The 26,841-nt window shown below is 44.3% G+C and carries 17 protein-coding genes, 1 tRNA gene and 1 pseudogene; 17 read left to right on the plus strand and 2 right to left on the minus strand.

Translation table 11 applies throughout. From position 1 onward, the window contains the following. Positions 1 to 741 precede the first annotated feature (741 nt). A complete protein-coding gene (locus REC12_RS25165; RefSeq protein WP_308898995.1) occupies positions 742 to 1,581 on the plus strand; it encodes a DUF1906 domain-containing protein in 840 nt (279 codons plus the stop codon). A gap of 82 nt (positions 1,582 to 1,663) precedes the next feature. Here REC12_RS25165 and REC12_RS25170 read toward each other — a convergent pair whose 3' ends face one another. Next, positions 1,664 to 1,858 (minus strand): transcriptional regulator, encoded by a 195-nt coding sequence (locus REC12_RS25170; protein WP_374214251.1) that lies wholly within the window; start codon positions 1,856 to 1,858, stop codon positions 1,664 to 1,666. Positions 1,859 to 2,241: 383 nt separating this feature from the next. On the opposite strand from REC12_RS25170, the gene REC12_RS25175 reads away from it, so the two are divergent. After that, positions 2,242 to 2,328, plus strand: a tRNA-Leu gene (locus REC12_RS25175). A 68-nt stretch (positions 2,329 to 2,396) separates the two neighbouring features. On the opposite strand, the pseudogene REC12_RS26625 reads toward REC12_RS25175, so the two are convergent. Continuing rightward, positions 2,397 to 2,591 (minus strand): annotated as a pseudogene (locus REC12_RS26625) (hypothetical protein); the annotation flags it as partial. Positions 2,592 to 3,068: 477 nt separating this feature from the next. Here REC12_RS26625 and REC12_RS25180 point away from each other — a divergent pair. From REC12_RS25180 to REC12_RS25250, 15 genes are all read left to right on the plus strand, one after another. Continuing rightward, a complete protein-coding gene (locus REC12_RS25180; protein ID WP_308898998.1) occupies positions 3,069 to 3,629 on the plus strand; it encodes a UbiX family flavin prenyltransferase in 561 nt (186 codons plus the stop codon). Between the two features lie 77 nt (positions 3,630 to 3,706). Further along, entirely contained in the window at positions 3,707 to 4,000 is a 294-nt protein-coding gene (locus tag REC12_RS25185; protein WP_308898999.1) for a DUF1294 domain-containing protein, read from the plus strand. Positions 4,001 to 4,138: 138 nt separating this feature from the next. Continuing rightward, the gene (locus REC12_RS25190) at positions 4,139 to 5,911 is read left to right on the plus strand and encodes a sigma-54 interaction domain-containing protein (RefSeq protein WP_308899001.1); all 1,773 of its coding nucleotides are present in this window, start codon (positions 4,139 to 4,141) and stop codon (positions 5,909 to 5,911) included. Positions 5,912 to 6,287: 376 nt separating this feature from the next. Beyond that, positions 6,288 to 8,651: a xanthine dehydrogenase molybdenum-binding subunit XdhA gene (gene xdhA, locus REC12_RS25195; RefSeq protein ID WP_308899002.1), complete on the plus strand. Its 2,364-nt coding sequence runs from the start codon at positions 6,288 to 6,290 to the stop codon at positions 8,649 to 8,651. 14 nt (positions 8,652 to 8,665) lie between these two features. Next, on the plus strand, positions 8,666 to 9,547 hold the full coding sequence (gene xdhB / locus REC12_RS25200; RefSeq protein WP_308899004.1) for a xanthine dehydrogenase FAD-binding subunit XdhB: 882 nt from the start codon (positions 8,666 to 8,668) through the stop codon (positions 9,545 to 9,547). After that, positions 9,540 to 10,067, plus strand: coding sequence for a xanthine dehydrogenase subunit XdhC (xdhC, locus tag REC12_RS25205; protein WP_308899006.1), 528 nt, complete (start codon positions 9,540 to 9,542; stop codon positions 10,065 to 10,067). The genes xdhB and xdhC overlap by 8 nt, the downstream gene beginning before the upstream one ends. A gap of 1 nt (position 10,068) precedes the next feature. Next, positions 10,069 to 13,128, plus strand: coding sequence for a putative selenate reductase subunit YgfK (gene ygfK / locus REC12_RS25210; RefSeq protein ID WP_308899007.1), 3,060 nt, complete (start codon positions 10,069 to 10,071; stop codon positions 13,126 to 13,128). A gap of 467 nt (positions 13,129 to 13,595) precedes the next feature. Continuing rightward, positions 13,596 to 14,948, plus strand: a complete 1,353-nt coding sequence (locus REC12_RS25215) for a nucleobase:cation symporter-2 family protein (protein ID WP_308899009.1) — start codon at positions 13,596 to 13,598, stop codon at positions 14,946 to 14,948. Between the two features lie 83 nt (positions 14,949 to 15,031). Next, complete coding sequence (preA, locus tag REC12_RS25220) at positions 15,032 to 16,240, plus strand: NAD-dependent dihydropyrimidine dehydrogenase subunit PreA (RefSeq protein ID WP_308899011.1); 1,209 nt, start codon at positions 15,032 to 15,034, stop codon at positions 16,238 to 16,240. A 123-nt stretch (positions 16,241 to 16,363) separates the two neighbouring features. Continuing rightward, a complete protein-coding gene (gene ssnA, locus REC12_RS25225) occupies positions 16,364 to 17,692 on the plus strand; it encodes a putative aminohydrolase SsnA (RefSeq protein ID WP_308899013.1) in 1,329 nt (442 codons plus the stop codon). 16 nt (positions 17,693 to 17,708) lie between these two features. Further along, complete coding sequence (gene thrC, locus REC12_RS25230; protein ID WP_308899014.1) at positions 17,709 to 18,938, plus strand: threonine synthase; 1,230 nt, start codon at positions 17,709 to 17,711, stop codon at positions 18,936 to 18,938. Positions 18,939 to 18,970: 32 nt separating this feature from the next. Continuing rightward, a complete protein-coding gene (locus REC12_RS25235; protein ID WP_308899016.1) occupies positions 18,971 to 20,452 on the plus strand; it encodes a pyridoxal-phosphate dependent enzyme in 1,482 nt (493 codons plus the stop codon). A 236-nt stretch (positions 20,453 to 20,688) separates the two neighbouring features. Further along, a complete protein-coding gene (locus tag REC12_RS25240; RefSeq protein WP_308899018.1) occupies positions 20,689 to 23,376 on the plus strand; it encodes a PAS domain S-box protein in 2,688 nt (895 codons plus the stop codon). A gap of 291 nt (positions 23,377 to 23,667) precedes the next feature. Next, positions 23,668 to 24,891, plus strand: a complete 1,224-nt coding sequence (dpaL, locus tag REC12_RS25245; RefSeq protein ID WP_308899019.1) for a diaminopropionate ammonia-lyase — start codon at positions 23,668 to 23,670, stop codon at positions 24,889 to 24,891. A 181-nt stretch (positions 24,892 to 25,072) separates the two neighbouring features. Beyond that, entirely contained in the window at positions 25,073 to 26,836 is a 1,764-nt protein-coding gene (locus REC12_RS25250; RefSeq protein WP_308899021.1) for a sigma 54-interacting transcriptional regulator, read from the plus strand. Positions 26,837 to 26,841 lie beyond the last annotated feature (5 nt).

The following is a 26,841-nucleotide window of genomic DNA, read 5'->3' on the forward strand; positions in this document are numbered from 1 at the left end:
CCTGAAACGAGGCTATCTCTATATTGAATTTAGCAAAGAGACAGTAAGGATCATAAGATGAAGTGACGATATTCGATTTGGGTTTCTTGATTAGGTTATACAGCATAAACCTGAAAAGAGGGGACCTTATGATATTGGAATTAGTTATCATGGAAATCGTTGCTGCTGTAGTATTATTTATTGATTATAAAACAAGAAAAGATTAATTGACGTCTTACAAGGCGTTATTTTTATTGGTTCTTGCATTGGTTCCTACGAAAGGGGGGAGGCCTGAAAACAAAAGGATTTAATTTTTTGGGGATGTGTTGAATGAAGAATATTAAAATATCTGTGTAACGACATAATATTTTCTATAACTAAAAACTATTGTGAAGATAGAGGAATTATATCGACAAGACGTTAAAACGGTGATACTCTTTTAATAACCTCCATATACTCTCTTGGCATCCACTTTAACCTTCCATTTCTGCTCCTATCGGTAAGGATAGGGGCTCTTTTTTGCTAATTATCAGTGTGTTTGAGAGGTTAGTTTGCTAGAATTCGGAAGGGTACCATTTGTTCTTAGTTTCCATATTAGTAATGTTAGATGGTCTCATTTAGAAATGAGATTTTTAAGACATGATTGTTAGTCGTGAAGGGATATATCTATTACGGAAAATAGAGGATAAAAATATTTTAGATGTTCCTTTGCATGTTTTCTTGGCAGTATACAATTCAATTGCAGGAGAAAGGAGATTGTAAATGGATGGAATTGATTGTGCGACCAGACTGACAGCAGAGAGCGCACAGGCCTTAAAGCAAGCAGGAATAATGGCTGTGGGTCGTTATCTTGGGGATAAACAAGGTTGGGCAAAAGCCCTGACTCCTGATGAAGCAAATGTGATTCTCTCAGCCGGATTGGCGATTTTTCTTATTTGGGAGTCAGAGCCAACAAACAAAAGTTATTTTACATCTGCTCAGGGGATTTCAGATGCAGCCTCTGCTATTGTTGAAGTTGAATATCTTGGCGTTCCCGATGGTGTGGCAATATATTTCACAGTTGATTATGATGCCCAAGCTAACGACATTGCCTCCATTAATGATTATTTTCAAGGGGTAAAAAATGGTTTGGGCGGTAAATATCTTTTGGGCGCTTATGGATCTTATGTAGTTATGAAATCTGTTACAGTGGATCGATATTTCCAGACTTATGCATGGTCAGGAGGACAGACGGCGCCAAACCATATCTATCAGTATAGCAATGACGTAGAGTTGGTCGGCGTAGCAGTGGATCGGGATTATGTCAATGAAGACGCTGGATTATGGAAAAAGGGGGAAGAAGAAATGGATGTGGCAGTCGTTTATTTCACGGCTAATGATTACTCAATCGCAAAAGCTATTGCAGATCTCCATGGAGGATGTGCAATGTTCTGCCGAAACGGAAATGCTGGGGTTCATTCTGATGCTAAAAAAGCGGCAAAAGTTTTTAATGTTGGCGGACCGGCATTGGGTTGGTCTAATGAGGTTTATATGTCCGGAGATAAGGCCCTGGATACCGTTAATGCAGTTGCTCAGGCTTATGCAGCAGGGAAATTAAGTTAATAAAAGAGACAGTGCCAATCTGGAATGAACGAATCCCTCCTGCCAAGAGATGCAGGAGGGATTTTTGCTTTTGAAGGGTTATTTATAGCCAGGGTATTTTATCCATGTAGTCCCCTCTTAAAATAGGAATAAGCTTGGATTTTAAAGGTTCAGGGACATCCTTAAGTTTAAGGTCGTCAATTTTTAATATCTCAATCGTGTCAAGTTTAAGTTGTTGCGCTAACTCTTTAGCGGTTAGGCATTGATTCTTTCTTAGTTCTTGGACAGTTTTTTTCATTATATTTGAGCTGAAAAACAAGGTAAATCCTCCCTACAGTTTTTTTCGACGAAACGGAAGAAATTACCTTTAGATATTCTCAACAAAGCATTTTAGTTATTATGTGACGATATGGACAATTGTCTTTATATGTTTCCAAAGATATTTAACAAATGTACTTCAGGGAAAAATTACAAAGTAGTGAAATTTGGGCCAGGCACAAGGTATGTAGCGATTTTGATGTATGGTACTGGTGCTGGGCAAAAAAACTTGCAGGTTTATCTTGTCTTCGAGGTAATCCTTAGCTTAAGGGCCTGAAGATTAGATATAAGTAATAAAAATAAAAGTTAGACATTTTAATGGTTGACAAGATCGTAATCTTCTCCTATAATAAGTGATGTTACGCGGTCGTGGCGGAACTGGCAGACGCGCTAGATTCAGGTTCTAGTGCTCGCAAGGGCATGGAGGTTCAAGTCCTCTCGACCGCACCATAATTTGTCTAGAAACCCGCTATTCATGCGGGTTTTACCGTTTCTATAGGTTTTGTTAAACCCCACTTTTAACCAAAAGACATAAAAAAGAAGGCCTTCATCGCAGTTACTAATTTCCTTGTTCCCACCATATTGATGGCCCTTTTCAAATTATAGGCAAGAAAACTAAGCCCCAGCTCACCTGTGGCTTTTTCTATACCCTTGCATAACAGATAATGGGCTTCATGATACCATTTAACCGTGCCAAAAGGATGCTCCGATAAGCCATCCTCGGAAATTCCCTACAATGCTTTCAAATTACTAAAGCGACGGGCTAAGAAAAAAGTAATTTTACATATACGCGATGATATACCAACCCAAAAGCTGCGGTTATGGAAGTACTTTGTGATATATCGACAGTATTTTCTATATTTTAATGATTAATGTGTTACCTATCTGTCTTCTATGGTACAATATAACGTATTATACAAATGAATGAGAACAAAATGAACTTACAAAAGAATGAGAAAAGAGAAAAGAGATAAAGTTTCCAAAGTATAATAGGCCCCAGCATCAATACCATAGGATGCTAGGGGTTTTTAGTATCGCAAGATAGAGAGATGTTAAAATAAATACAAAGGCAAAGAACAAAGCAAAGTACAAAAGGCGCGTTAAAGAAATTAAAGTTATTTTTGAGAAATTAGTTTAATTCTTAAGGACAAAATTATAAACTTGGAAAATTCCAATAGCAGGAGGGCATTATGAGCAAACGTTTAATCGTGGGTTTAACAGGGGCAAGTGGTTCTGTCTATGCACTTAGTTTAATCAATACTTTGGCTTTAATGGATTGGCAAATCGAATTAGTCATGACCCCAACCGGAGAAAAAGTATTGGCCTATGAAACGGGAGCGGACCGATCAGCTTTGCCCCAGAATGTCACGATTCATGAAAATACGAATCTATTTTCCTCTTTAGCCAGTGGGTCTTATCGTACGAGCGGTATGGTTGTGATTCCCTGTTCCATGAACACTCTGGGGTTAATGGCGACTGGTACCGGAGATCACCTTTTAGCTAGGGCCGCGCAAGTAACTTTAAAAGAACGCCATCCCCTCGTCGTGGTCCCTCGTGAAATGCCTTATAATATAATTCATTTAGAAAACATGCTGCGTCTGGCAAGAGCCGGAGCTACGATTATGCCTGCTTCGCCGGGCTTTTATCATCATCCGCAGCAAATTCAGGATTTAGTTAATCATGTTGTCGGCAGGGTTCTGGATCAATTTGGCATTGAACACACCCTGTTTGAACGCTGGAGCGGAGTTTGAATATCTGAGGAAATAACGCTAAATAGAAACCGGGATAGTTGATATGGAAAACTTAGGTGAGAGTAGGGTGGGAAATTGTGATACTGAAAACTTTTCTAGTTGTTTATATCCTTTGGAATTGTTATGTTTTTATAGCAATGGGACGAGACAAGCGCAGAGCCAAGCTGCATCGCTGGAGAATTTCTGAGACGAGCCTGCTGGGGATGGGGGTTGTTTTGGGAGGAGTGGGGCTTTACGCAGGTATGAAGTGCTTTCACCATAAAACAGCTCATAAAAAGTTCGTTTTTGGCGTCCCGCTGCTTATGGCCTTTAATGTGGTTGTCTTAGGGTTTTTATTATATCAGGGGCATCACCGCCTGGGGCTTTTTTAATGGAGAACTATAGTAGTTTATTTCAAATTGTTATGCCGATAGGCCAAATTGGCTTGTTTTCAAAATAAATTTTGATGGGACTAAGGTCTAATGGAACTGAGTTCTAGTGGGATTAAGGTCTAAATGGGGGTTAATCACATGGTTGAACTTATGGATGTGAAAGATTACGCACAGCAAATTGCTGAAGCGATAGCAACGGTTGTGAAAATAGACATTGAAATAGCTGATCAGCAATTAATCCGCATCGCGGGAACCGGCCGGTATTATAAAGGGGTCGGGCAATCAATGGACCGCCAAGGGTATGTGTATCGGGAAGTCTTGCGCACAGGGCATCAGTTCGTTATAGAAACTCCGGGTATTCATCCTCTCTGTGGCCCTTGCAAAGCTCGCGGGAACTGCTCGGAAAAGTATGAGGTTGTTTCCCCGATTAATGTCGATGGCAAAGCAGTTGGGGCCATTGGGATGATTTGTTTTACGGAAGCACAGGCCAGGCTGATTGCTGAAAATCAGCATTCCTATCTCATTTTCCTGACGAAAATGGCTGAGACTATTGCTTTAAAGCTTAAAGAGCAGGAATTTTTGGCAGGGCTTGTTTCTGCTAACCGGTATCTGAATTCGATTATTGACTGTCTGGATGAAGAGCTGCTGACTACCGATCTCGACGGCACGATCCTCCACTTTAACCAAGCGGCGCAACGTCTCTTTAGCACGAATTTGCTTCATCCAAGCAGCCATTTAAATACCTTGTTTCCGCCGCAGATAGCCTCGGAAATTTTAGCGGTTGGCAAAAATGCTGAAGACGTGATTGAACGTGAAGTTTATATAGAAACAAAGAAAAATAGTAGGCATCACATGCTCTTGCGCGCCTTGCCGATAGAAGGGGAGGACGGGGTAAAGAGTATCGCCGTGATTCTCAGGCCCTTTGATGAAATAAGCCGAATTGTTAATCGTCTTACTTTGCGTGATGCGGGATACTCTATTGATGATATTCTTGGCGAAAGTGAGTGTATGAATAATATTCGCGAACGGGCTAAAGTAGTGGCCGCCAGTAAGTCGACGGTGCTGATTCGTGGAGAAAGCGGAACAGGCAAAGAAATGTTGGCCCGGTCGATTCATACCCTCAGTCCCAGGCATCAAGGAATGTTTATGGCCATTAACTGTACGGCTATACCGGAAGCGCTTCTGGAAAGCGAGCTCTTCGGCTACGAAGACGGTGCTTTTACAGGTGCGCGCAAAGGCGGGAAGATTGGCAAGATTGAATTGGCTAATAAAGGTACTGTATTTCTTGATGAAATCGGAGATATGCCGCTCTTTTTACAAGCCAAAATCCTGAGAGTTCTTCAAGAGAGGAAAATTGAGCGCATTGGTGGAATCACTGCAAGTCCGGTTGATGTCAGGATTATTGCCGCCACTCATCGCAATCTTGAGGAAATGATGGCCAGGGGCGAATTTCGGGAAGATTTATATTATCGGATCAATGTTATTCCTATCCACATTAAGCCTTTGCGGGAGAGGAAAGAAGATTTGCCTCTCTTGTGTAAGCATTTTATTGAAGTTTATAATCAACAGCTAAATAAAAACGTACACCATATATCAGAAGGGTTTCGCCAAAGACTGGAAAACTACTCTTTCCCCGGCAATGTCCGGGAATTACAAAACATTATCGAATATGCTATGAATTTAGCTACGGGTTTAACTTTGACAGAAGATCATTTAGCGGCAAGGTTGAAAGAAGGGACATTGTCGGAAGACCTGAACCGCTTCAATTTAGAGAGAATTGAACGGGAAACCATTTTGCGTTGTTATCAAGCGACCGAAGGAGGGGTGAGAGGCAAAGAAAAGGCAGCTAAAGCCCTGGGAATCGGCCTGGCAACACTGTACAGGAAATTAGCGCGTTACAATATTGAGTAAATTTTATGTAAAATGACCTATTTGCGGGCATACTGTTAATAGACAATTTCTTGCTAGCGGGGCTTATCAAAATGATAAAATATTATTTTTTTGATAATGATCATATCTTAGATGTTTGAAGGATATTTTCGAAATCTTACTTTTCATTTTGATAAAAGAATTGGTGTTATCCAATGCTCTTTTATGAAAAATCCGTGAATATGCGTAATTCTCAGATATTATCTGTATTTGGCATGGATTTTGCACTGAACAGACAGAGAGTGGTTGACGGCATTATGTTCTTTTGTTGCCTGTGCGGAAACGCGAAGCTATGTTTCTCTAACGTTTGGTTGAGGAACGCAGATTAGAATAAATGCTCAGGACGGAGGAATAAGAATTGGCTTACAATGTGGTGGGAAAAAGTGTCAGGCGAGTTGACGCGGTGGCTAAAGTAACCGGCAAAGCTAAATATACGGATGATTATTCAGAACGAGATATGCTGGTCGGGAAAATTTTGCACAGCCCTCATGCGCATGCGGTTATTCGCTCCATTGATGTCAGCGAAGCCAAGGCTCTGCCGGGGGTTGAGGCGGTTCTGACGTATAAGGATTTACCGCGAATTAAATTTTCCACAGCATTGCCTGGAGTGATGAATGATGTCTTGGATGATGAGCAGGAAGTGGATTTGCCAAAGTATGCCACGGCGGGGCACCCCTATTCTCTGGACCCAAGTCACCGAGATAAAGAAGATCGCTTAATCCTGGCGAAGAAAGCGCGCTATGTGGGAGATGCCATCGCGGCGGTCGTTGCTACCGACGCTATTATCGCTTCAAAAGCCTTAAAATTGATTCGCGTCGACTACGAAATTCTTGAGGCCCTAACGACACCTGAAGCAGCCTTGCGGGAAGGGGCGCCTTTAATTCACGAGGAAAGTGAAGGGAATGTCCTTTCCACTGGAGGCGGATTCGAGCGGGGAGATTTGGAAGCCGCTTTTCAAGAGTCGGATTTTGTTATAGAAGGCGAATATGAGACGAGCATTGTCCAGCACTGTCACCTTGAGCTGCAAACGTCTTATGCTTATGTCGATACGGACGGGCGCATCATGATTGTTTCCTCAACTCAGATCCCTCAGATTGTACGGCGCATTGTGGCTCAATCCTTAGGATTGCCCTGGGGTAAAGTCAGAGTGATTAAACCTTATGTTGGCGGTGGCTTTGGCAATAAACAGGATGTCTGTTTTGAACCGTTAAATGCCGCCATGACTCTTGCTGTGGGCGGCCGTCCGGTTAAACTGGAGCTTTCCCGTGAAGAAGGGATGGTTGATACCAGAACACGGCATGCTTTTAAATTTAAAATCAAAACCGGGGTTAATAAAGATGGGGTCATGAATGTGATTCAGATCTCAGCCATATCGAATACCGGAGCCTATGCCTCTCACGGAAGTTCAATCGCGGGCAGTGGCGGAAGCAAGTTCCGTTATCTCTATCCTACGAAAGCTATGAAATATTCCCCAGTGACGGTTTACACCAACTTGCCGGTAGCCGGGGCTATGCGTGGGTATGGTACGCCGCAGATCTTTTTCGCTTTTGAGTCTCATATTGAAGACATAGCTCAAAAACTTAAGCTTGATCCTATTGCAATCCGCAAAAAGAACTTAGTGGATGTGGGGTATGTTGAACCTTTAAGCAAAAATAAAATTTTGAGCTGCGGAATTCGTGAATGTATTGACAAAGGCCGAGGACTCATCCGTTGGGATGAAAAAAAAGAACGCTACAAGAAGCAAACAGGAGATAAGCGCCGCGGTGTAGGCATGGCTTGTTTCAGTTACGCTTCAGGGACTTATCCGGTCGCTTTGGAAATCGCGGGAGCCAGAATTGTCCTGAATCAAGACGGCTCGGTTCAGCTTCAACTTGGGGCGACGGAAATCGGACAAGGGAGCGATACGATTTTCGCCCAAATGACGGCGGAAATATTAGGATTGCCCATGTCGATGGTGCATGTCATTCCGAATCAGGATACGGATATTTCTCCCTTTGATACGGGTTCTTATGCTTCAAGGCAAACCTATGTCAGCGGGATGGCTGTAGAAAAAGCCGCCTTGGATGTCAAGAGTAAAATTTTGGCTTTCGCTCAGCATATGACGGACATCCCGGCTCATGCTCTGGATCTTAAAGATCAAACCATCGTTTACAGACATTCCGGAGAAAGTGTTTTACCCCTCGCAGAGGTCGCTATGCAGTCTTACTATGATCGAGTGGCTGCTCGGCCAATCACCAGTGATGTCACTAATAATGCCCGCATTAACGCCATACCTTTTGGAGTGACCTTTGCCGAAGTTGAAGTGGATATTAAGACGGGTAAGATTAAGATCCTGGAAATTTATAATGTTCATGATTCCGGAAAAATAATTAATCCTCAGCTTGCCGAGGGCCAAGTTCATGGCGGAGTGAGTATGGCTATCGGATACGCCTTGTCGGAACAATTGCTCTTTGATGAAGCGACAGGAAAACCTTTAAACAACAATCTGCTGGACTACAAATTGCCCACCATCATGGATACACCGGAAATCGGCGCGGCTTTTGTGGAAGCAGAGGACCCCACAGGACCTTTTGGCGTGAAATCTTTAGGTGAGCCGCCGGTGATTTCTCCTGCCCCGGCTATTCGCAATGCTGTTCTGGATGCGACGGGTGTTGCTTTTAATCGCTTGCCGATGAATCCTCAACGCGTATTTGAGAGTTTTAAAAAGGCCGGATTACTCTAAAAGGCGGTGAAACGATGTACGATATTATAGGGTATTGCGAGGCGGAAACGGTTCAGGAGGCAACGGAGCTGCTCAGAGCCAGCCCTAAACTTAAAATTATTGCCGGCGGAACGGATGTCCTTGTCAAAATGCACGGTGGACAACTTGAAGAGGCTGAACTTTTAAGCATTCGTAAGATTGAAGCATTAAGGGACATACGAAAACTGGAAAACGGAACGATTGTCATAGGTCCAATGGCTACCTTCACGGAAGTGTTTAATCACCCAATTATGCGGGCAAATACTCCTATTTTAACGGAAGCGGCTATTTCCATGGGGGGACCGCAAATCAGAAATATTGCTACAATTGGGGGAAATGTCTGCAATGGGGCGACATCGGCAGACAGCGCCTCCTCTCTGTTCGCCCTTAATGCTCATCTGAAACTTCAGCACTGGCAAGGAGAGCGAGTGGTTCCGATCCGGGAATTTTATCTCGGACCAGGTAAAGTGGATTTAAAACCCGGAGAAATCCTTACGGAAATTCTTCTTTACCCGGAGGATTATCAAGGCTTTGGCGGGCAATATATCAAATTTGCCATGCGGGAAGCAATGGACATCGCCACTTTGGGAGTTGCGGTTCTCTGTAAATTGAAAGGGGAAACATTTGCGGACGTTCGAATCGGCCTAGGGGTAGCAGGGCCAACCCCCTTGCGTTGCCTGGAGGCTGAAGAATTTGCCGGAGGCAAAATGATAACCAAGGAAACTATACAGGAAATTGGCAGACGAGCCGTTAAAGCGGCCAAAGCGCGAACCTCCTGGCGGGCTTCAAAAGAGTACCGGGAACACCTGATTGAAGAACTGACCCAAAGGGCTCTGAAGACAGCTATTGTCCAAGCGGGAGGTGTGGAACTTGCTTAAGAAAATTTCCTTCACAGTGAATGGCAAAACTTTTTCAATGGAGGTGGATGTCCGGGAATCCCTTTTGGAACTTCTGAGAAATCGCTTGGGGTACACCGGCGCTAAACAAGGGTGCGGTGTTGGAGAGTGCGGGGCCTGCAGCGTGCTGATTGATGGTACACCTTATGATTCTTGCATTTATTTGGCTGTTTGGGCCGACGGTAAGGATATTAGGACGATTGAAGGTATGGCTGCTAAAAATGGAGAATTGTCCAAGGTTCAGCAAACCTTTGTCGAAGAAGGGGCCGTTCAATGCGGTTTCTGCACTCCGGGATTAATACTAACGACAACCGCTTTGACGGAAAGCGGCAAAGACTATACACGAGAAGAGTTAAAGAGAGAACTTTCCGGACATTTGTGCCGTTGTACAGGGTATCAGAATATTTTTAAAGCGGCGGAGAAATCGCTGGAAAGTCATATCTGTGCTTGTGCGGACAGTCCCCATTACAAGCAACAACAAGAACAACTTAAGGAGAGATAATATGAGTGACAAAATGGCCTTAATCCCTTTTAAACAATTGCTTCATTGGGTGATGGAAGAACATGAACATAGTGGCATGGTGTTCGGTATGCCCGAAGAAAAGTTTTATCACAAAACAAATGATCGCCATATGGAGCTGTTTGGCGAAGTAATTGACACGCCTGTTGGACCGGCGGCAGGCCCGCACTCTCAATTGGCTCAAAACATTATTGCGTCTTATATGAGCGGCAGTCGTTTCTTTGAGCTGAAATCCGTTCAGATTATGGATGAGTTAGAGATTGCCAAACCTTGTATTTCGGCGGAAGACGAGTGCTACAATACGGAATGGTCGACAGAATTGTCGATCATGGGCGCTTTTGAGGAGTATGTCAAAGCCTGGTTCATTCTTCATGTTTTGCAAAAAGAGTTGTTTAAGCAAAGTGAACGGCGCTTTATGTTCAATATGAGTGTAGGATATGATCTCAAAGGGATTCAATCTCCTAAAGTAGACGAATTCGTAGAAGGCTTAAAAGACGCCTCGCAGACTCGGATATTCCAAGAATGTAAAGCGGCGCTGTTAGAAAGTCTGGCTCTTTTCAAGCATGTGGATCAGGCTTTTATCGAGAAGATTTCACCAAATATTTGTCACTCTATCACTCTATCCACCATGCATGGCTGCCCTCCGACTGAGATCGAGGCGATTATCCGCTATTTGATCAGTGAAAAGAAACTGCATACCTTTGTCAAAATGAATCCCACTCTTCTGGGATACAAATATGTCCGAAATACCTTTGACAAAATGGGGTACGATTATATCCAGCTTAGAGAAGAGTCCTTTACTCATGACTTGCAATTTGCTGACGGAGTGGAGATGTTAAAGCGTCTGAAAGCTTTTGCTTCAGAAAACAAGAAGGATTTTGGCATTAAGATGTCCAACACTCTGCCGGTCAAGATTGCCAGAGGGGAATTGCCGGGTGAAGAAATGTATATGTCCGGACGTTCGCTCTATCCTTTGACAATTAATCTGGCCTATAAACTTGCTGCGGAATTTGGCGGAGATCTCAAAATTTCCTATTCCGGCGGGGCAGATGCTTTCAATATTGATCGGATTTTTGCTACGGGCATTCGTCCGATTACCGTGGCTACGACACTGCTCAAACCGGGTGGTTATCAACGTTTCAAACAAATCGCGGAACTTCTTGATCCCCTTCTGGATAACCGGGAGTCAAGCCGCCTGGATATGGATAAACTTAAGGCTCTGGCGGAAAGCGCCTTTGAAGACGCCAATCATATCAAAGAATCCCGGGATATGCTCAGCCGTAAGACATCCCTTAGATTACCGCTGCTGGATTGTTTTATTGCCCCTTGTGAGAAAGGCTGTCCTATTGAGCAGGATGTCCCTGAGTACTTGCGTTTAGTAGGCGAAAAACGCTATGAAGAAGCCTTTGATGTCATTGTTTCCAAGAACCCTCTGCCCTTTATTACAGGTACGATCTGTACTCACACCTGTATGACGAAATGCACGCGGCTCGACTATGACGAATCTGTGCATATCCGAGGGCAAAAGCTTGTAGCTGCTGAAAACGGGTATGCGGGATATAGGCAAAAACTGTCTCCGACGGAGCCCTGCTCTTCAGCTCAAGTTGCGGTGATCGGAGCGGGTCCGGCCGGACTCTCAGCCGCTTACTTTTTAGCCAAAGCCGGGATGAAGGTTACGGTGTTTGATAAACGTGAGCGTGCCGGCGGTACGGTTGAGTTCGTTATTCCCGATTTCCGGATTTCCAGAGAGGCAATCCGCAACGATATCGAGCTCATTGAGGCGATGGGGGTTAAGTTTGAGTTTGGAGTGAATCCGAACATTTCTGTCGCTGATTATCAGGCTAAAGGCTTCAACTATGTCTTTTTGGCCATTGGTGCGGGCAAAACGAGTTCTCTGGCCATACAAGGGGATGGCGAACGGGTTCGAGGGGCGATTCCTTTCTTAGAAGCCTTTAATGTGGAGCGGAAATCCTTAAATCTTGGCAAGAGAGTTGCCGTGATCGGGGGCGGGAATTCGGCTATGGATGCGGCCCGCGCTGCGCTGAGAGTTGACGGCGTTGAGGAAGTTTCTATTGTTTACCGCCGGACCAAAGAGTACATGCCGGCCGATGAGGAAGAATTAGCCTTTGCTCAGAAAGACGGCGTAATTTTCAAACAACTCCTGGCGCCTGTCTCTCTGGACAAGGGGATTCTAAAATGCCAAGTGATGGAGCTGGGACAAGCGGATGCTTCCGGTCGTCGCAGTCCTGTGGCCAAAGAGGGAATTTACGAGGAACTGCCCGTTGACACGGTTCTTTCGGCCATTGGCGAGTTGATTGATTATGACCTCTTAAGAAGCAATGGAATTGAGATCGGAGAAAAGGGTAAGATCAAAGTTAATGAAGAGACGTTAGAAACGAATATTCCCAATGTCTTCATCGGCGGGGATGCTCTCGCGGGTCCTTGGACTGTTGTTGGAGCCATTTCTCATGGTACGAAGGTTGCTAAAGCAATTCTTAATAAAGAAAACATGGAATTCAAACAAGAATTCGCTTCGCGCATTTCCTTTGACAAGGATAAACAGCTTCTGGAAGTACGGGCTAAAAAAGCAGTTCTCCAGGCGGTCTGTGACGATGACCGGGAACCGGGACGTTGTTTAGAATGCAATTATATCTGCAACATTTGCACGGAGGTTTGTCCGAACCGCGCTAATCTCATGATCCCGGTTGTGGGAGAAGGCTTGACAAACCGCAATCAAATTCTTCACGTCGATGGTATGTGTAATGAATGCGGCAACTGTGAAACCTTCTGTCCTTATGACGATGCGCCGTATAAGGTGAAGATGACTCTGTTCTGGGGAGAAAAGGAGTTTTGGGATTCTGCCAATACGGGCTTTGTTATTATAAAAGAGGCACCGGAGCCAGTCGTTAAACTTCGCCTTAACGGAGAAGTTGTTGATGTAGCCTTTGATCAAGCCGGTGGGACGAATGTGCCCATCGATAGCTCGGTTGCCGCTCTGATCTGGACGGTTATTCAGCGGTACCCGTACCTGTATAAAGTTTAAAATTAGGGACATATATAAAGAGGTCGACATTTCTGTTTGACCTCTTTCTTAAAACATCAGAGCTAAGCTTGGGTGGTGATAATTATTTAGGTGAAGGGATTCGATTTATCAAGATGATAAATTACTTATCGCTTTGGTAAGACTTATCAGAGAACACATAATTGACTAATAATTTGCGCTCTAAGTATTTTTTGGTGCAAGCAACAGTCCAAACCTTTTTACTCCTTATCATTTTGAGAGGCATAAATTTAACCAGGTCTAAAAAAGCATGAATATGTTGGCATTTAAAAGGTCTTGTCAAATTGGCACGAATATTGCTAGTGTGTACATCTAGGTACAAAGTTAATTCACTTGCTCAATAGATAAAGCAACCTTACTTAGAATGCAGGACTAGGTATAGGTTGATTTGCGGAGGTGGTTAAAGGGTTATTTCAAATTAATCCTGCGGAAAAAAAGGAGGAATGAAAATGGCTGACACAAAAAATTCGGTAGCACCAGTTGATGAAATGATGCCGGCGGGTAAACTATTTGTGTTTGGATTGCAGCATGTACTGGCCATGTATGCGGGCGCGGTTGCGGTACCCTTGATTATTGCGGGTGCTGCTGGTTTGACTAAAGCTCACACTGCTTTTTTAATCAACGCTGATTTGTTTACTTGCGGTCTGGCAACCTTGCTTCAGACTTTAGGAATTTGGAAAATCGGTATTAAAATCCCTGTTATTCAAGGCGTAACCTTTGCCGCTGTAACTCCGATGATTATCATGGCCCAAACGGGAGGCATGGAGACAATTTATGGAGCGATAATTATAGCGGGCTTATGTACGTTTTTAATAGCTCCCTTCTTCAGCAAGCTAATACGCTTCTTCCCGCCTATTGTCACCGGGAGTGTCATCACAGTCATTGGCGTGTCCTTGTTGCCTGTTGGTATTGCTTGGGCCGCGGGAGGTACCGGTGATCCGAATTATGGCAGTTTGACTTATATCGGGGTTGCCTGCATTGTTCTGATCGCGATCCTTCTTATCAATAAGTTTTTCACTGGTTTTGTCGCTCATATCTCGGTGCTGCTGGGATTGATTATTGGTCTTATCATCGCTGTGCCGTTAGGACTTGTGAATTTTTCGGGAGTTTCCACGGCTGCTTGGCTGGGTATCGATTATCCATTTGCTTTTGGTTTTCCAAAGTTTGACATCGGTTCTATCATTGCCATGATTATCGTTATGTTAGTTGTTATGGTTGAATCAACGGGAGACTTTTTGGCAATCGGCGTAATGGTCGACAAAAAGATCGGGGAAAAAGAATTGACTGCCGGATTACGAGCTGATGGCATAGCCACAGCGCTTGGTGGAATTTTGAATGCTTTTCCTTATACAGCCTTTGCTCAGAACGTTGGGCTTGTCGGTCTGACCGGGGTTAAGAGCCGTTTCGTAGTCGCCACATCCGGAATAATTCTGGTTGTCATGGGCTTTTTCCCCAAATTAGCTACTATTATTGCTTCTTTACCGAATGCTGTTCTTGGCGGTGCCGGGATTGCTATGTTTGGTATTGTTGCCGCTAACGGCATTAAAACTCTTTCTAAAGTCGATTATGAGAAAAGACCCAACAATATCTTTATCGTAGCAATTAGCGTCGCTTTAGGTGTTATTCCGGTTGTGGACCCTAACTTCTTTAAACTATTCCCTGACTGGAGCCAAACCATTTTGCACAGTGGCATCACCTTAGGTTCCATTACGGCTATTATCCTCAATGCTCTGTTTAACGGGAGTAAGGGTGGAGAAGATACCCAAAAGGAATTGGCTGAAAACGCGGGAATGAACGCTTAATAACAATCTGGTGGGAAAGAAAATGCTCTTTCCCACCGTTCTCTAATGAACGATAAATCCGGTGCTTAGAGGGGATATTTAAAATGTCGGTCGATTTAGCGGTGGACTTTTGCGGATTTCACTTAGAAAACCCCTTTATCCTGGCCCCTTCCCCCAGCACGGATCAACTTGATCTGCTGATTAAAGCATTTGAAGCTGGATGGGCTGGCGCCGTACTTAAAACGGTTACCGTCGATTCCAGTATCGTGAGCCGGGTTTTTCCTTTAGTTATGCGGGTTGAACACGTTATGGGGTTTATGGGCATCCAAAATATTGACCTGGTATCTGAGCATTCTGTTGAGGAAATCGAACAGCATGTTCGCTTCCTGAAAAAACGTTTTCCTAATAAAGCCGTAATTCCCAGTATTATTGCCACGAATAAGGATGATTGGCAAATGCTGGCGGAGCGAATGGTTGAAGCGGGTGCAGATTTGCTGGAATGCAGCATTTCTTTTCCCCATGGTGCCGAATGGGGGTTATGTTCACCGATTCAAGAGCCGGGCGGGACGGAGGAAATTACCCGTTGGGTTAAAGAAGTGACCGGCAAGGTTCCCGTGGTTATAAAATTATCGGCACAGGATTCGGATATCATAGCCACGGCTACAGCTGCCGAACGCAGCGGTGCAGAAGGCGTGTGCGCTTTAAATACGCTGAAAAGCATTACCGGTGTAAATTTAGATACCTTGATTCCCTATCCCAATGTGGCAGGACTTTCAACCTACGGAGGTCTTTCCGGACCAGCTTTAAAACCCATTGCTTTGCGTTGTACGGCGGAAATAGCTCAAAAATTAAATCTTGACATCGCAGGGAGCGGTGGCATTACCACTTGGCAGGATGGTGCAGAATTTCTTCTTCTGGGAGCAAGCTCCCTGCAGCTTTGTACTGCGGTATTGCGTTTTGGTGTCGGAATTATTCGTGAATTAAGCACAGGATTGCAAGGGTGGATGGAGGAAAAAGGATTTCAAAACCTTAAGGATGTTATTGGCCGCTCCTTGCCCTATCTTGTGGGTCATTCCCAGCTTCCGCGCGGAATTCAACTCGTTTCTCAAATACAGCCGGCTGCTTGTGATGGTTGCGGTACCTGCTATACGGTTTGCCGGACCGGCGGACATGCGGCTATTCACTGGAGGGACGGGCTTCCTCAAGTTATGGTGAGTCAATGTACAGGATGTGGACTTTGCCAGGCAATGTGTCCGCAACAGGCGATTTTTCTTGCCAGACTGATGGGAGAACGTGCCGTGCTGACGGGATGATTAAGCTAATAATAAGGATAGGTCTACTTCTAATGATTACTATCTGAACAAGATTAAAATATTATAAAGTTTAGGGCAAAGGTAATTTTAGTTAATTAAAATTAAAGGGAGGATGAGTAAATAATGCTTCTTATCGGCAATGGTACAGTATTGACTTTAGGAAAGAGCAATCAGGTTATCCCAAAGGGTGGGGTTCTTATTCAAGACACCAAAGTTTTGGAAATCGGTACAACCCTCGAATTACAGAAGCGTTTTCCCGAAGCTCGTTTTATTGATGCTCATGGCAAACTCATTATGCCGGGAATGATCAATACTCACATGCATCTTTATAGCACCTTTGCACGGGGTATGGATTCTAAAAGCAAGCCGCCGCGCAACTTTCGGGATATCTTAGAAGGATTGTGGTGGAAACTTGATAAAATGCTCTCAATGGAAGATGTCTATTACAGTGCCCTCACGCCGCTTATTGAGTGCATCAAAACAGGCACCACGACAATTGTCGATCATCACGCCAGCCCCAATATCGTGTTAGGCAGTCTGTCCACTCTGGCTAAAGCTGCTCAGGAAATTGGAGTGCGGGCCGCTTTTTGTTATGAAGTTTCGGATCGTGACGGTGAAAAAATTGCCCAAGAGGGAATTAAAGAAAATGCCGACTTTATTGAGGCCTGCCAGGCTAAACCTGACCCAATGACCGCCGGGTTATTTGGACTTCATGCCTCTCTAACTTTGTCGGATAAAACCTTGGCTCAGTGCAGCGAAACTGCTAAGAGACTCGGAGCAGGATTTCATGTTCATGTTGCCGAAGGAATTGAAGATGTTGAAGACTGCTTAACGAACCACGGCCTGAGAGTCGTCGAGCGTTTCGAGAAATACGGCGTGCTCGGACCCAAAACAATTGCCGCTCATTGTGTGCATATTAATGATCAGGAGATCGAGCTCTTAAAGGCTTCGAACACTCAGGTGGTTCATAACCCTGAGTCAAATATGGGAAATGCGGTTGGAGTAACCCCGGTTCTTAAACTCTTGGCAAAAGGGGTTAGGGTTGGACTGGGAACGGATGGGTATACCTGTGACATGTTTGAGAGCGCCAAAGTGGAAAATGTCCTGCAAAAACATGCCGCTGCCAATCCCAGTGTGGCTTGGGCTGAAGTTCCGCAAATGCTTTATGGCAATAACCCGCAAATTGCCTCAGATTTGTTTGGCGGAACCTTTGGAGAATTGAGCGCAGGGGCCTGGGCGGATGTCATTGTTGTAGATTATATTCCCGCAACGCCAATGGATGCGGGCAATTGGAGCGGACATCTTTTATTTGGAGTCTCCGGGCATCAGGTTGAAACGACAGTCGTCAACGGCAAGGTGCGTATGCTGGAGAGAAAGCTTGTTGACATTGATGAAGAAGCGATCTGCGCCCGCTCTCGTGAACTGGCGCAGGCTATATGGAATAAACTTTAATATTGGGGTGATTGATATGGAAAATGTACTGGGGCTTCGCTGCATCAACTGTGGGAAGGAGCTGGCCGCTGAACCCGGAGTATATACTTGCCCCTTATGTGGCTCGAAAGCCGGGATTATGGATGTCGAATACGATTATGCGGTGATAAATCGTCTGACTTCCCGTGAAAAGTTGTCTCAATCTAAAGATTACTCAATTTTTCGCTATTTGCCCTTTCTGCCGATTCGTCCAGAGACTCCCCGTCCGCACCTGAGGGTAGGCTGGAGTCCTCTTTATAAACCTCCTGGCTTGGGCCAACACCTGGGAATGAGCAACTTGTATATTAAAGATGATGGACAAAATCCGACAGCTTCTTTAAAAGACCGAGCTTCCATCATAGCCGTCGTTAAAGCCGTGGAGGAGCAGGCTCCAACGGTGGCCTGCTCCTCCACGGGAAATGCGGCCTCCTCTCTGGCAGGAAGCGCAGCGGCCATGGGTTTGAAAAGTGTCATTTTTGTGCCAAGCCGCGCTCCCCAGGGAAAAGTTGCTCAGTTGTTGATCTTCGGAGCAAAAGTCATCAGTGTTCAGGGGTCTTATGAAGATACCTTCAGACTCTCTGCCGAAGCCATCGAGCGATTTGGCTGGTATAACCGCAATGCGGCGATTAATCCCTATCTTGTCGAGGGCAAAAAAACCGTAGCCTTGGAAATCGCCGAGCAGTTTCACTGGGAGGTTCCCGATTGGGTTGTACTTTCTGTTGGCGATGGCTGTACGATTGCCGGGGTATGGAAGGGCTTTAAGGATTTATATCAAGCCGGGTGGATTGAACGTCTGCCTAAAATTGCCGGGGTTCAGTCGACAGGCTGTTGCCCTCTGGTTGACGCCTTTTTAGAGGATCGCCCTTGGCAGCCGGCGGAGGAAAAGACCCTGGCGGATAGCATTGCTGTTGGAGTACCGCGCAATCCTGATAAAGCTTTGCGGGCAGTGCGGGAATCCGGCGGAACAATGATAGCGGTCCCTGATGAAGAGATCCTGGAAGCTATGAGGGAGTTGGGAAGAACAAGCGGGATTTTCGGTGAGCCGGCAGGAGTAACCGGAATGGCAGGTCTTAAAGCATTGGTTAAAAAAGGAGTCATCGGGGTAGACGAAAAAATAGTGGCAATCGTTACCGGAAATGGCTTGAAAGATGTTAAGAACGCCATTGCCGCCGTGGGTGAGCCGATTAAAGTGGAGCCTTCCCTGGACGAGTTGATGAGAAAACTGTAACCTAATCTTTACATGATAAGGGAGGAAGATTAATGAGAAACTTAATTGATTTAACAATCAACGAAGAACAACTCCAGAAAACAGTTCAGAGCGTCAAAGAAAGAAACATCCTCATTCCCACCTTGGCTCAAATGAAAGACCCCGGCAAAGTACCCGCTAAAGTCAAAGAGAAATTAAAAAAGACGGGTTTGTGGGATGTTGACCCCATTAACCTCTTTCGGATTTCCTGGAAAAACGAACCCGTCAAAGAAGGCGGACTATTTAATGCCTTGCCTAATTACATTGAAATTCCGTCTAAAATTTCCGGGGTTAAAGCGAGAATTATCGCTATGGCGGGGAAATATTTCCCGACGGGAGCCCATAAAGTGGGAGCGAGCTTTGCCTGCTTAGTTCCCCGTTTAGTGAGCGGTCAATTTGACCCTAAATACCATGAAGCGGTGTGGCCTTCAACGGGAAACTATTGTCGCGGCGGCGCTTACAATTCGGCCTTGCTGGGCTGTAAATCCATCGCAATTTTACCTGAGAATATGAGCAAAGAGCGCTTTGACTGGCTGAAAACCGTTGCCGGTGAGATTATTGCCACGCCCGGCTGTGAGAGCAATGTCAAAGAGATTTATGATAAAACCTGGGAACTGAAACGAACCCGCGAAAATGTCGTGATCTTCAATCAGTTTGGAGAACTGGGCAATCACCTCTGGCATTACGAAGTTACGGGGAATGCCATGCAAGAAATTATTAAAGCCGAAGCCGGTTCTAAAGGAAGACTTGCCGGAGTGTGCTTAACCTCCGGTTCCGCAGGTACTTTAGGCTGTGGAGATTACTTAAAAGACCAGTATCCTAAAGCGAAGCTGGCCGTCGGAGAAGCGCTGCAATGCCCGACCTTGCTGAATAATGGTTTTGGTGACCATAGAATCGAAGGCATCGGTGATAAACATATTCCCTGGATTCACAATGTTAAGAACACGGACATGGTGATAGCTATCGACGATAACGATAGCCTGGGTCTGTTCCGGCTCTTTAATGAACCTGCCGGACAAACCTATTTGCGCGAGCAAGGGATTGCCGACGAGGTTATTGCCAAACTGGCCTGGGTGGGAATTTCCGGTGCGGCCAACATCTTATCGGCCATTAAATTCGCCAAGTACTATGAATTGACGGAAGACGACATCGTCATGACGGTGTTGACGGACTCGGCTGAAATGTATCAATCCAGATTACAGGAGATGGAGGCTGAAAGAGGTCAAGAATATAGCCTGATTCATGCCGCTATTGATCACAACAGAAATGTTTTGGGTGTTCGAACAGACAGCATGGAAGAATTAACTTACCAAAGCAAGAAGCGCATTCACAATCTCAAGTATTACACTTGGATTGAACAACAAATGTATGACTTAGATGATTTGAACGCGCAATGGTACGACTACGATAATTACTGGGGCAAACTCCACCAAATGGGCCCCGAGCTTGACAAGCTCATTGAGCAGTTTAATGCCAGAACGGGCTTGGCGGAATAGGCTGGGTCTGGCTGCAAACAATCAGTAGTAAACAATCAAGCTAAAAATCCGGAGGCAGTGGTTCTTTAGTTAAGAACCACTGCCTTTGTTGATTTAGAGCTTTAAGCCCCTTCTAAGACCTTAATGTTTAATTTAAATGATAAAATCATTTGTCCTACGCTAATCCGACAAATTTTTGTTAAAGGAATAAGTACAATGAAGGGAGATGACAATACAGTAAGTAAGGAGGCAGGGTTTTGTACTTCGAATATTTCAATAACGTTATTATGGTTTTATTTTTTTGTGGAGTTGTGATTTTAATCGATTTATCGCTTGATAAAAAATATTCTTCCGGCAGATTAGGTTTTTTGTTTGGTTTGATCACGATATTTGTAATGCGCTATTATAGCATGGTCATTGTTGGCCGTTTCTATGACTTCCGGCATATCACGATGACTATGGCCGGATTTATCGGAGGTCCGCTGGCTGCGGGAATAGCCTTAGCCATGAGTGGTCTCTATCGCTGTAAAATGGGTGGCAGCGGTATGATGGGGGGGATGACCACACTCGTTGTTTTTGCTTGTTTCGGTCTTGTTTTACGAAGATGGTTTAAAAGTACTCAAAATGGACGAAAGATTTTGTTTTGGTATTTGATAGGGATTGCTATGACGTTTGTTCTGATCCTTATTATTGCTTCCGCTTCTCTTTGGAAGAGCGATTCGCAGGAAGTTCTAAAAGTTATTACAATTCCCTACCTGATCATAACTCCCCTTGCTACTACAATTATTGTTAATTTTTATTATTGGGCTTACGAATATTTTAGTAAAGCCTCTATCCTTCAGACAATCATCAATTACACCCCAATTAACTTAGTGATTTTTAACCGGAGTGGACCAATCCTGCTCAGCAAAACCTTAAAAAGCCACCCAAGATATCCGGAGTACATAAACCGTTTATTTCCCTTGTTGAGCAGTTGTCCGACGTTAACAGAGAGCCTCGGGCAGTACCGTCATAAAATCGCAACCCAAGATGACCGGCATTTAGTTGCCGACCTGTCGGGCTTTCGGATGCCCAGCGGAGAACCGGCCTGTGTCGCGGTTATTAATGATGTGACAGACCTGATCCGAGAACACGAAAAATTGCGAGTTGCCAAAGAAAGATTTTCTAAAACTTTTGAATTGGGCCCTCATATGATGAGCATTATTCGAAAATCTGACTACAGCTATATCCATGTGAACCGTCGTTTTTTGGAAAAAAGAGGTTTTGATTTGGAGTATGTTATCGGCAAGACCCCGATGGAACTAGGGGTACCGGAGTGGCAATTTCAAGAGATTACTAAAATTATCTCCACTGAGGGGTCCATTAGCAATTACGAAAGTTCAATCATCACGAAACACGGTTCCCGGGGCTTTGTCATACTTTCTGCGGTAGAGATCCAAATCGACGATCAAGAATGTTATTTATTTGCTTATAATGACGTGACAGAAATGAAACTCATGCAGATGGAAAGAGTTGAACATCTAACTAAAAACTTGAAATTAAATGCGGAATTGTCCCAGAGCAATCAGTTTATCGCCGATATTATCAACAACATGCCGGATGGTTTTTATGTCTTGGATGGTGAATGGCGGTTTACTTATGTAAACAAAAAAACCGAGGAGTTATTCTTTAAAACCCGTGAGAAGCTGCTGGGCAATGTTTTGTGGGAAGCATTGCCGGGAATTCAAAAAACAACCCTTTATGAAAGTTATCAAAAAATAAAAGACCAGCACATCTCTCTGACCTTTGAATATCCTAGCTTTCTGAAAGAAGGTGCATGGTACCAAGTCACAGCTTTTCCCTTTAAATTTGGTATTTCCGTATATTTCCGGGACATTACTGAAAGTAAGCTTATAAGTAACGAGCTGATTAAATCTCAGCATGAATTGGCTTCGGTTCTGGAAAGTATGACAGATTGTTTTTTAGCTGTTGACGGAGACTGGATTTTTACTTACATTAATCGGGCCTGTGAAATCGCTCTTGGAAAATCAAGCGGGGAATTACTGGGTAAGAAAATGACTGAGATATTCCCGCTCAATTCAGCGGTAATGCAGAGACTTGAGCGGGTAATTCAAGAACAACAATCTGTGTCTTTTGAAGTTATTTCCGAAAGACTGGATAACAAATGGCTGGAAATTAATGCTTATCCCTTGGAAAACGGTTTAATCTGTTATCTTAGAGATATTTCCTCCCGGAAATTAGCAGAATTTGAAATTGCCCGTCTCGATCGCCTTAACCTCGTAGGTCAATTAGCTGCGGGGATTGGACATGAAATCAGGAATCCCATGACTACTGTACGCGGTTATCTGCAACTGCTGGGAACAAAAGCTGAAAACGCGGCTCAGAAGCCGACCTATGATTTAATGATCTCCGAATTGGACCGAGCTAACTCCATTATCACGGAATTTTTGTCCTTAGCCAGAACTAGACAAACAGAACTAAAATATCAGAGCCTCAACACAATTATTGCTAAATTATACCCTCTCTTGGAAGCGGACGCATTTAACCAAAATAAACAAATCAAGTTTATGCCTGAAGAGATTCCCGATCTTCAGCTTAATGAAAAGGAGCTTTCCCAGCTTGTGCTGAATTTGTCCCGCAATGGCCTTGAGGCCATGGAAGAAAGAGGATGCCTTACAATCAAGGTTTTTTTGCAGGATAGAACTGTTGTATTGTCTATAGAAGATCAAGGGTGTGGGATTCCTAAAGAAAATATGCCCAAAATAGGAACTCCCTTTTTCACAACCAAAGAAAATGGGACGGGTTTGGGTTTGGCGACTTGCTTTCGGATTGCGGAATCTCATAATGCCAGAATTATGGTTGATTCCTCTCCTCAAGGAACAATATTCAAAGTTTTATTTCCTATTGTTAATCAAGCAAATGAGCAGAACGAAAGAATCGCCTAAATTTCAAAACGTTGGGAGAATCTTAAACGCCCAAGGGGGCAGGGTTTGTGGTGTATTTTGTCAACGAGAGACAAATGTGCCGGGAAACTGCTCCTTTGGGCCTGTTTATTTAAGGTGTGAAATAATTGGCATGATAATTGCATGAGATATCCCTCGAAAAAAGAGAGCAATTATTTCGTTTAGGGGGAGATAAGTGGTTTAAGGTTTAATAGGCAAAACAAGAAATTGTTTTCAATATGTATGAGAAAAACGTTTTGGTTAAAAAATATCTTAGAATAGGAGAGATTGCAAATGATGGATGAGATTAAATGGATAGATAACAAAATGTTAAAAACTTATGGAAAAGGTACCTCGACCGAACTGTTTAGCAAAGCTGAAATCGATAAAGCTCGTAGATTTCATGCTACATTCCCTAACTATGACCCGACTCCTTTGCGCTCGCTTAAAAAATTAGCCATGAATTACGGAGTTGCCGGGATTTACGTTAAAGACGAGTCCTATCGTTTCGGTCTGAATGCTTTTAAAGCCTTAGGCGGCTCTTATGCCATCGGGAGATATTTGGCTCAGAAGCTCCATAAAGATATTAGTGAGCTTCCTTACGATGTGCTGATCTCCCCCGAAATTAAAGAACAATTAGGCGATATAACCTTTGCTACCACGACAGATGGGAATCATGGCCGGGGAATCGCTTGGACGGCTCGTCAGTTAGGACAGAAATCCGTGGTCTATATGCCGAGAGGGTCCTCTCAGTTTCGTTTGGAAAAGATCCGAGAGGAAGGCGCGGAAGCATATATTACAGATTTGAATTACGACGATGCAGTGCGCATGACGGCTGCAAAAGCTGAGGAAAATGGCTGGGTCGTTGTTCAAGATACTTCCTGGGAAGGGTATGAGGAAATTCCCAGCTGGATTATGCAGGGTTATGGAACCATGTCAGCGGAAGCTCTGGAAGAACTGAATAATTTAGGGATAGAAAAGCCGACCCATATCTTCGTCCAAGCCGGGGTAGGGGCCTTGGCCGGTTCTATTGAGGGGTATTTTGCTTCTTTGTTTAAAGAGGAGCGGCCTAAGACCGTGGTTGTAGAAGCGAACAAAGCAGATTGCCTTTACCAATCGGCACTTGCCGGAGATGGCAAACCGAGGGTGGTCGGCGGAGATATGTCGACAATTATGGCCGGATTAGCCTGCGGTGAGCCCAATCTTATCGGCTGGAAAATTTTAAGGGACTATGGTAATATGTTTGTCTCTTCCCCGGATTGGGTTGCGGCACGAGGAATGCGAGTGTTGGCCAATCCGTTGCTCGGTGATCCCAGAGTTATTTCGGGCGAATCCGGTGCGGTAACAACAGGACTTTTGAGTTCGTTCTTAAAAGATGAGTCCTTTAAAGAAGCGCGGGAAAAGCTTAATTTAAACAGCCAATCCCATGTTCTTGTCTTTAACACGGAGGGGAATACCGATCCCTATAAATACCGCAGTATTGTCTGGGATGGGGAACTTCCCTCTACAGGCCGATAGGATAAAATTAAGGAAAGTTTGATGTTTGAAGTTCGGGAAGCACGATTCAGAATAAGAGTGCTTCCCTTTTTATATTAAAGATTTTTCTTTCTTTACTGCTGTATTGCCGGAAGACTCGAAATGAGACAAAGAGTTGTATATAATATAATCAGAGTCATTTACCAATTATAGAGGTGTTGGAATGTATCACCTGAGTGACATAAAAACAACAGTACAACAAACTGCTGAGGCCATTGCTGAAGCGCTTAAAATCGAAGTGGAAATTGCCGATTCCAATCTTATTCGGGTTGCCGGAACCGGGAAGTATAAGATTCGCTGTGGGAGTCCGATGGATGAGGGTTTTGTTTACCGCCACGTCATGAAAACCGGGGATTCTGTAATTATTGATAATCCCGGTTACAATGAACTTTGTCAGCCTTGTACTTGTCGTGGAAACTGCTTGGAGCTTGCCGAGGTAGCGATTCCAATCCGAGCCGAAGAGCAAATTATCGGGGTTATCGGCCTGGTAAGCTTTGATGAAGAGCAGACGAAGCGTTTAATGGACAATAAGCAATCTCTTTTGCGCTTTCTGGAAAAAATGTCCGAGCTTCTTGTAGGTAAAGTGGTTGAAAGTCAGCAGAACCGTGAACGGGAACGTTTGACCAGTCAATTGCTGACAGTTTTGAATTTCCTACAGGATGGAATTCTCCTAATTAATGACCAGCAGAAAGTAACCCATTATAATACTCATGCAGGCAAGCTGTTGGACATTGGAGAGGACCAGGAGGTAGAACTTTATCAGCTATTAGACGATAAAAAATTATGGCTGGCCGTGGAGCGGGGAGAATTGTTTTCCGGTCCGATTCGCGGAAAACGGGTAGCTACACAGCTCTATTGTGATGTTGTTCCTATCAAAAACAGCGAGGTTATTGAGGGCGCCGTTATTACGATCAAGGATATTCAACAAATTAAGAGGTTAGTTAAAGAGGCCACAGTGAGTGAAATAGAGACTCATTTCTCTCAGATTATAGGTAATTCTGCCAGGATGAGCGAGCTGAAAACGATGGCCTTACATGTTGCTCCCAGCAAGGCTACCTTGCTGATTCAAGGCGAAAGCGGCACGGGAAAAGAGCTTCTGGCCCGCGCTATTCACCAGAGCAGTAACCGGAAAGAGCATGCTTTCATTGCCATTAATTGCGGGGCAATTCCCGAAAATCTATTGGAAAGTGAATTATTCGGCTATGAAGAAGGATCGTTTACAGGCGCCCGGCGGGGCGGTAAAATGGGGAAATTTGAATTGGCTCACAATGGAACGATTTTTTTGGATGAAATTGGAGACATGCCTTTGCACCTGCAGGTCAAAATTCTGCGGGTTTTGCAGGAACGAAGAATTGAAAGAATTGGGAGTACGCGTTCCATTCCTTTGGATGTCCGGGTAATTGCGGCGACACACCGGGATTTGGACGAAATGGTTAAAACGGGTGAGTTTCGGGAAGATCTTTATTACCGGCTCAATGTCATTCCCTTAATGATTCCTCCTTTGCGTGAGCGCAAAGAGGATATTCCCGTTTTAATTCAATTTTATTTAGACCATTATTCAGCAGTCACGGAAAAAGTGGTTCGAGGCATTACTCCGGAGGCTGTTGCTAAACTGACTCATTATCTGTGGCCGGGCAATGTCCGGGAACTGGGGAATGTTATCGAATACTGTGTGACAATGGTCGAGGGAGATACGATTACACCGGAAAATTTGCCCCAGCGCATTAAAGAAGAACTTAAACCGGAAGCTAAAAGTATTTCTTTAAACTTAAAACAACTTGAACGGGAAGCAATTATGAAAGCTCTGACAATGGCTGACTCGGAAGGGCATAAGGAGGAGGCGGCCAATTTGTTGGGGATCAGCAGAGCTACTCTTTACCGTAAGATTAAAGAATACCAAATTAGTGAAAATAAAACGTTCTTTTAGTTTTT

The organism is Candidatus Desulfosporosinus nitrosoreducens (genome assembly GCF_030954495.1).
Lineage (GTDB): Bacteria > Bacillota > Desulfitobacteriia > Desulfitobacteriales > Desulfitobacteriaceae > Desulfosporosinus > Desulfosporosinus nitrosoreducens.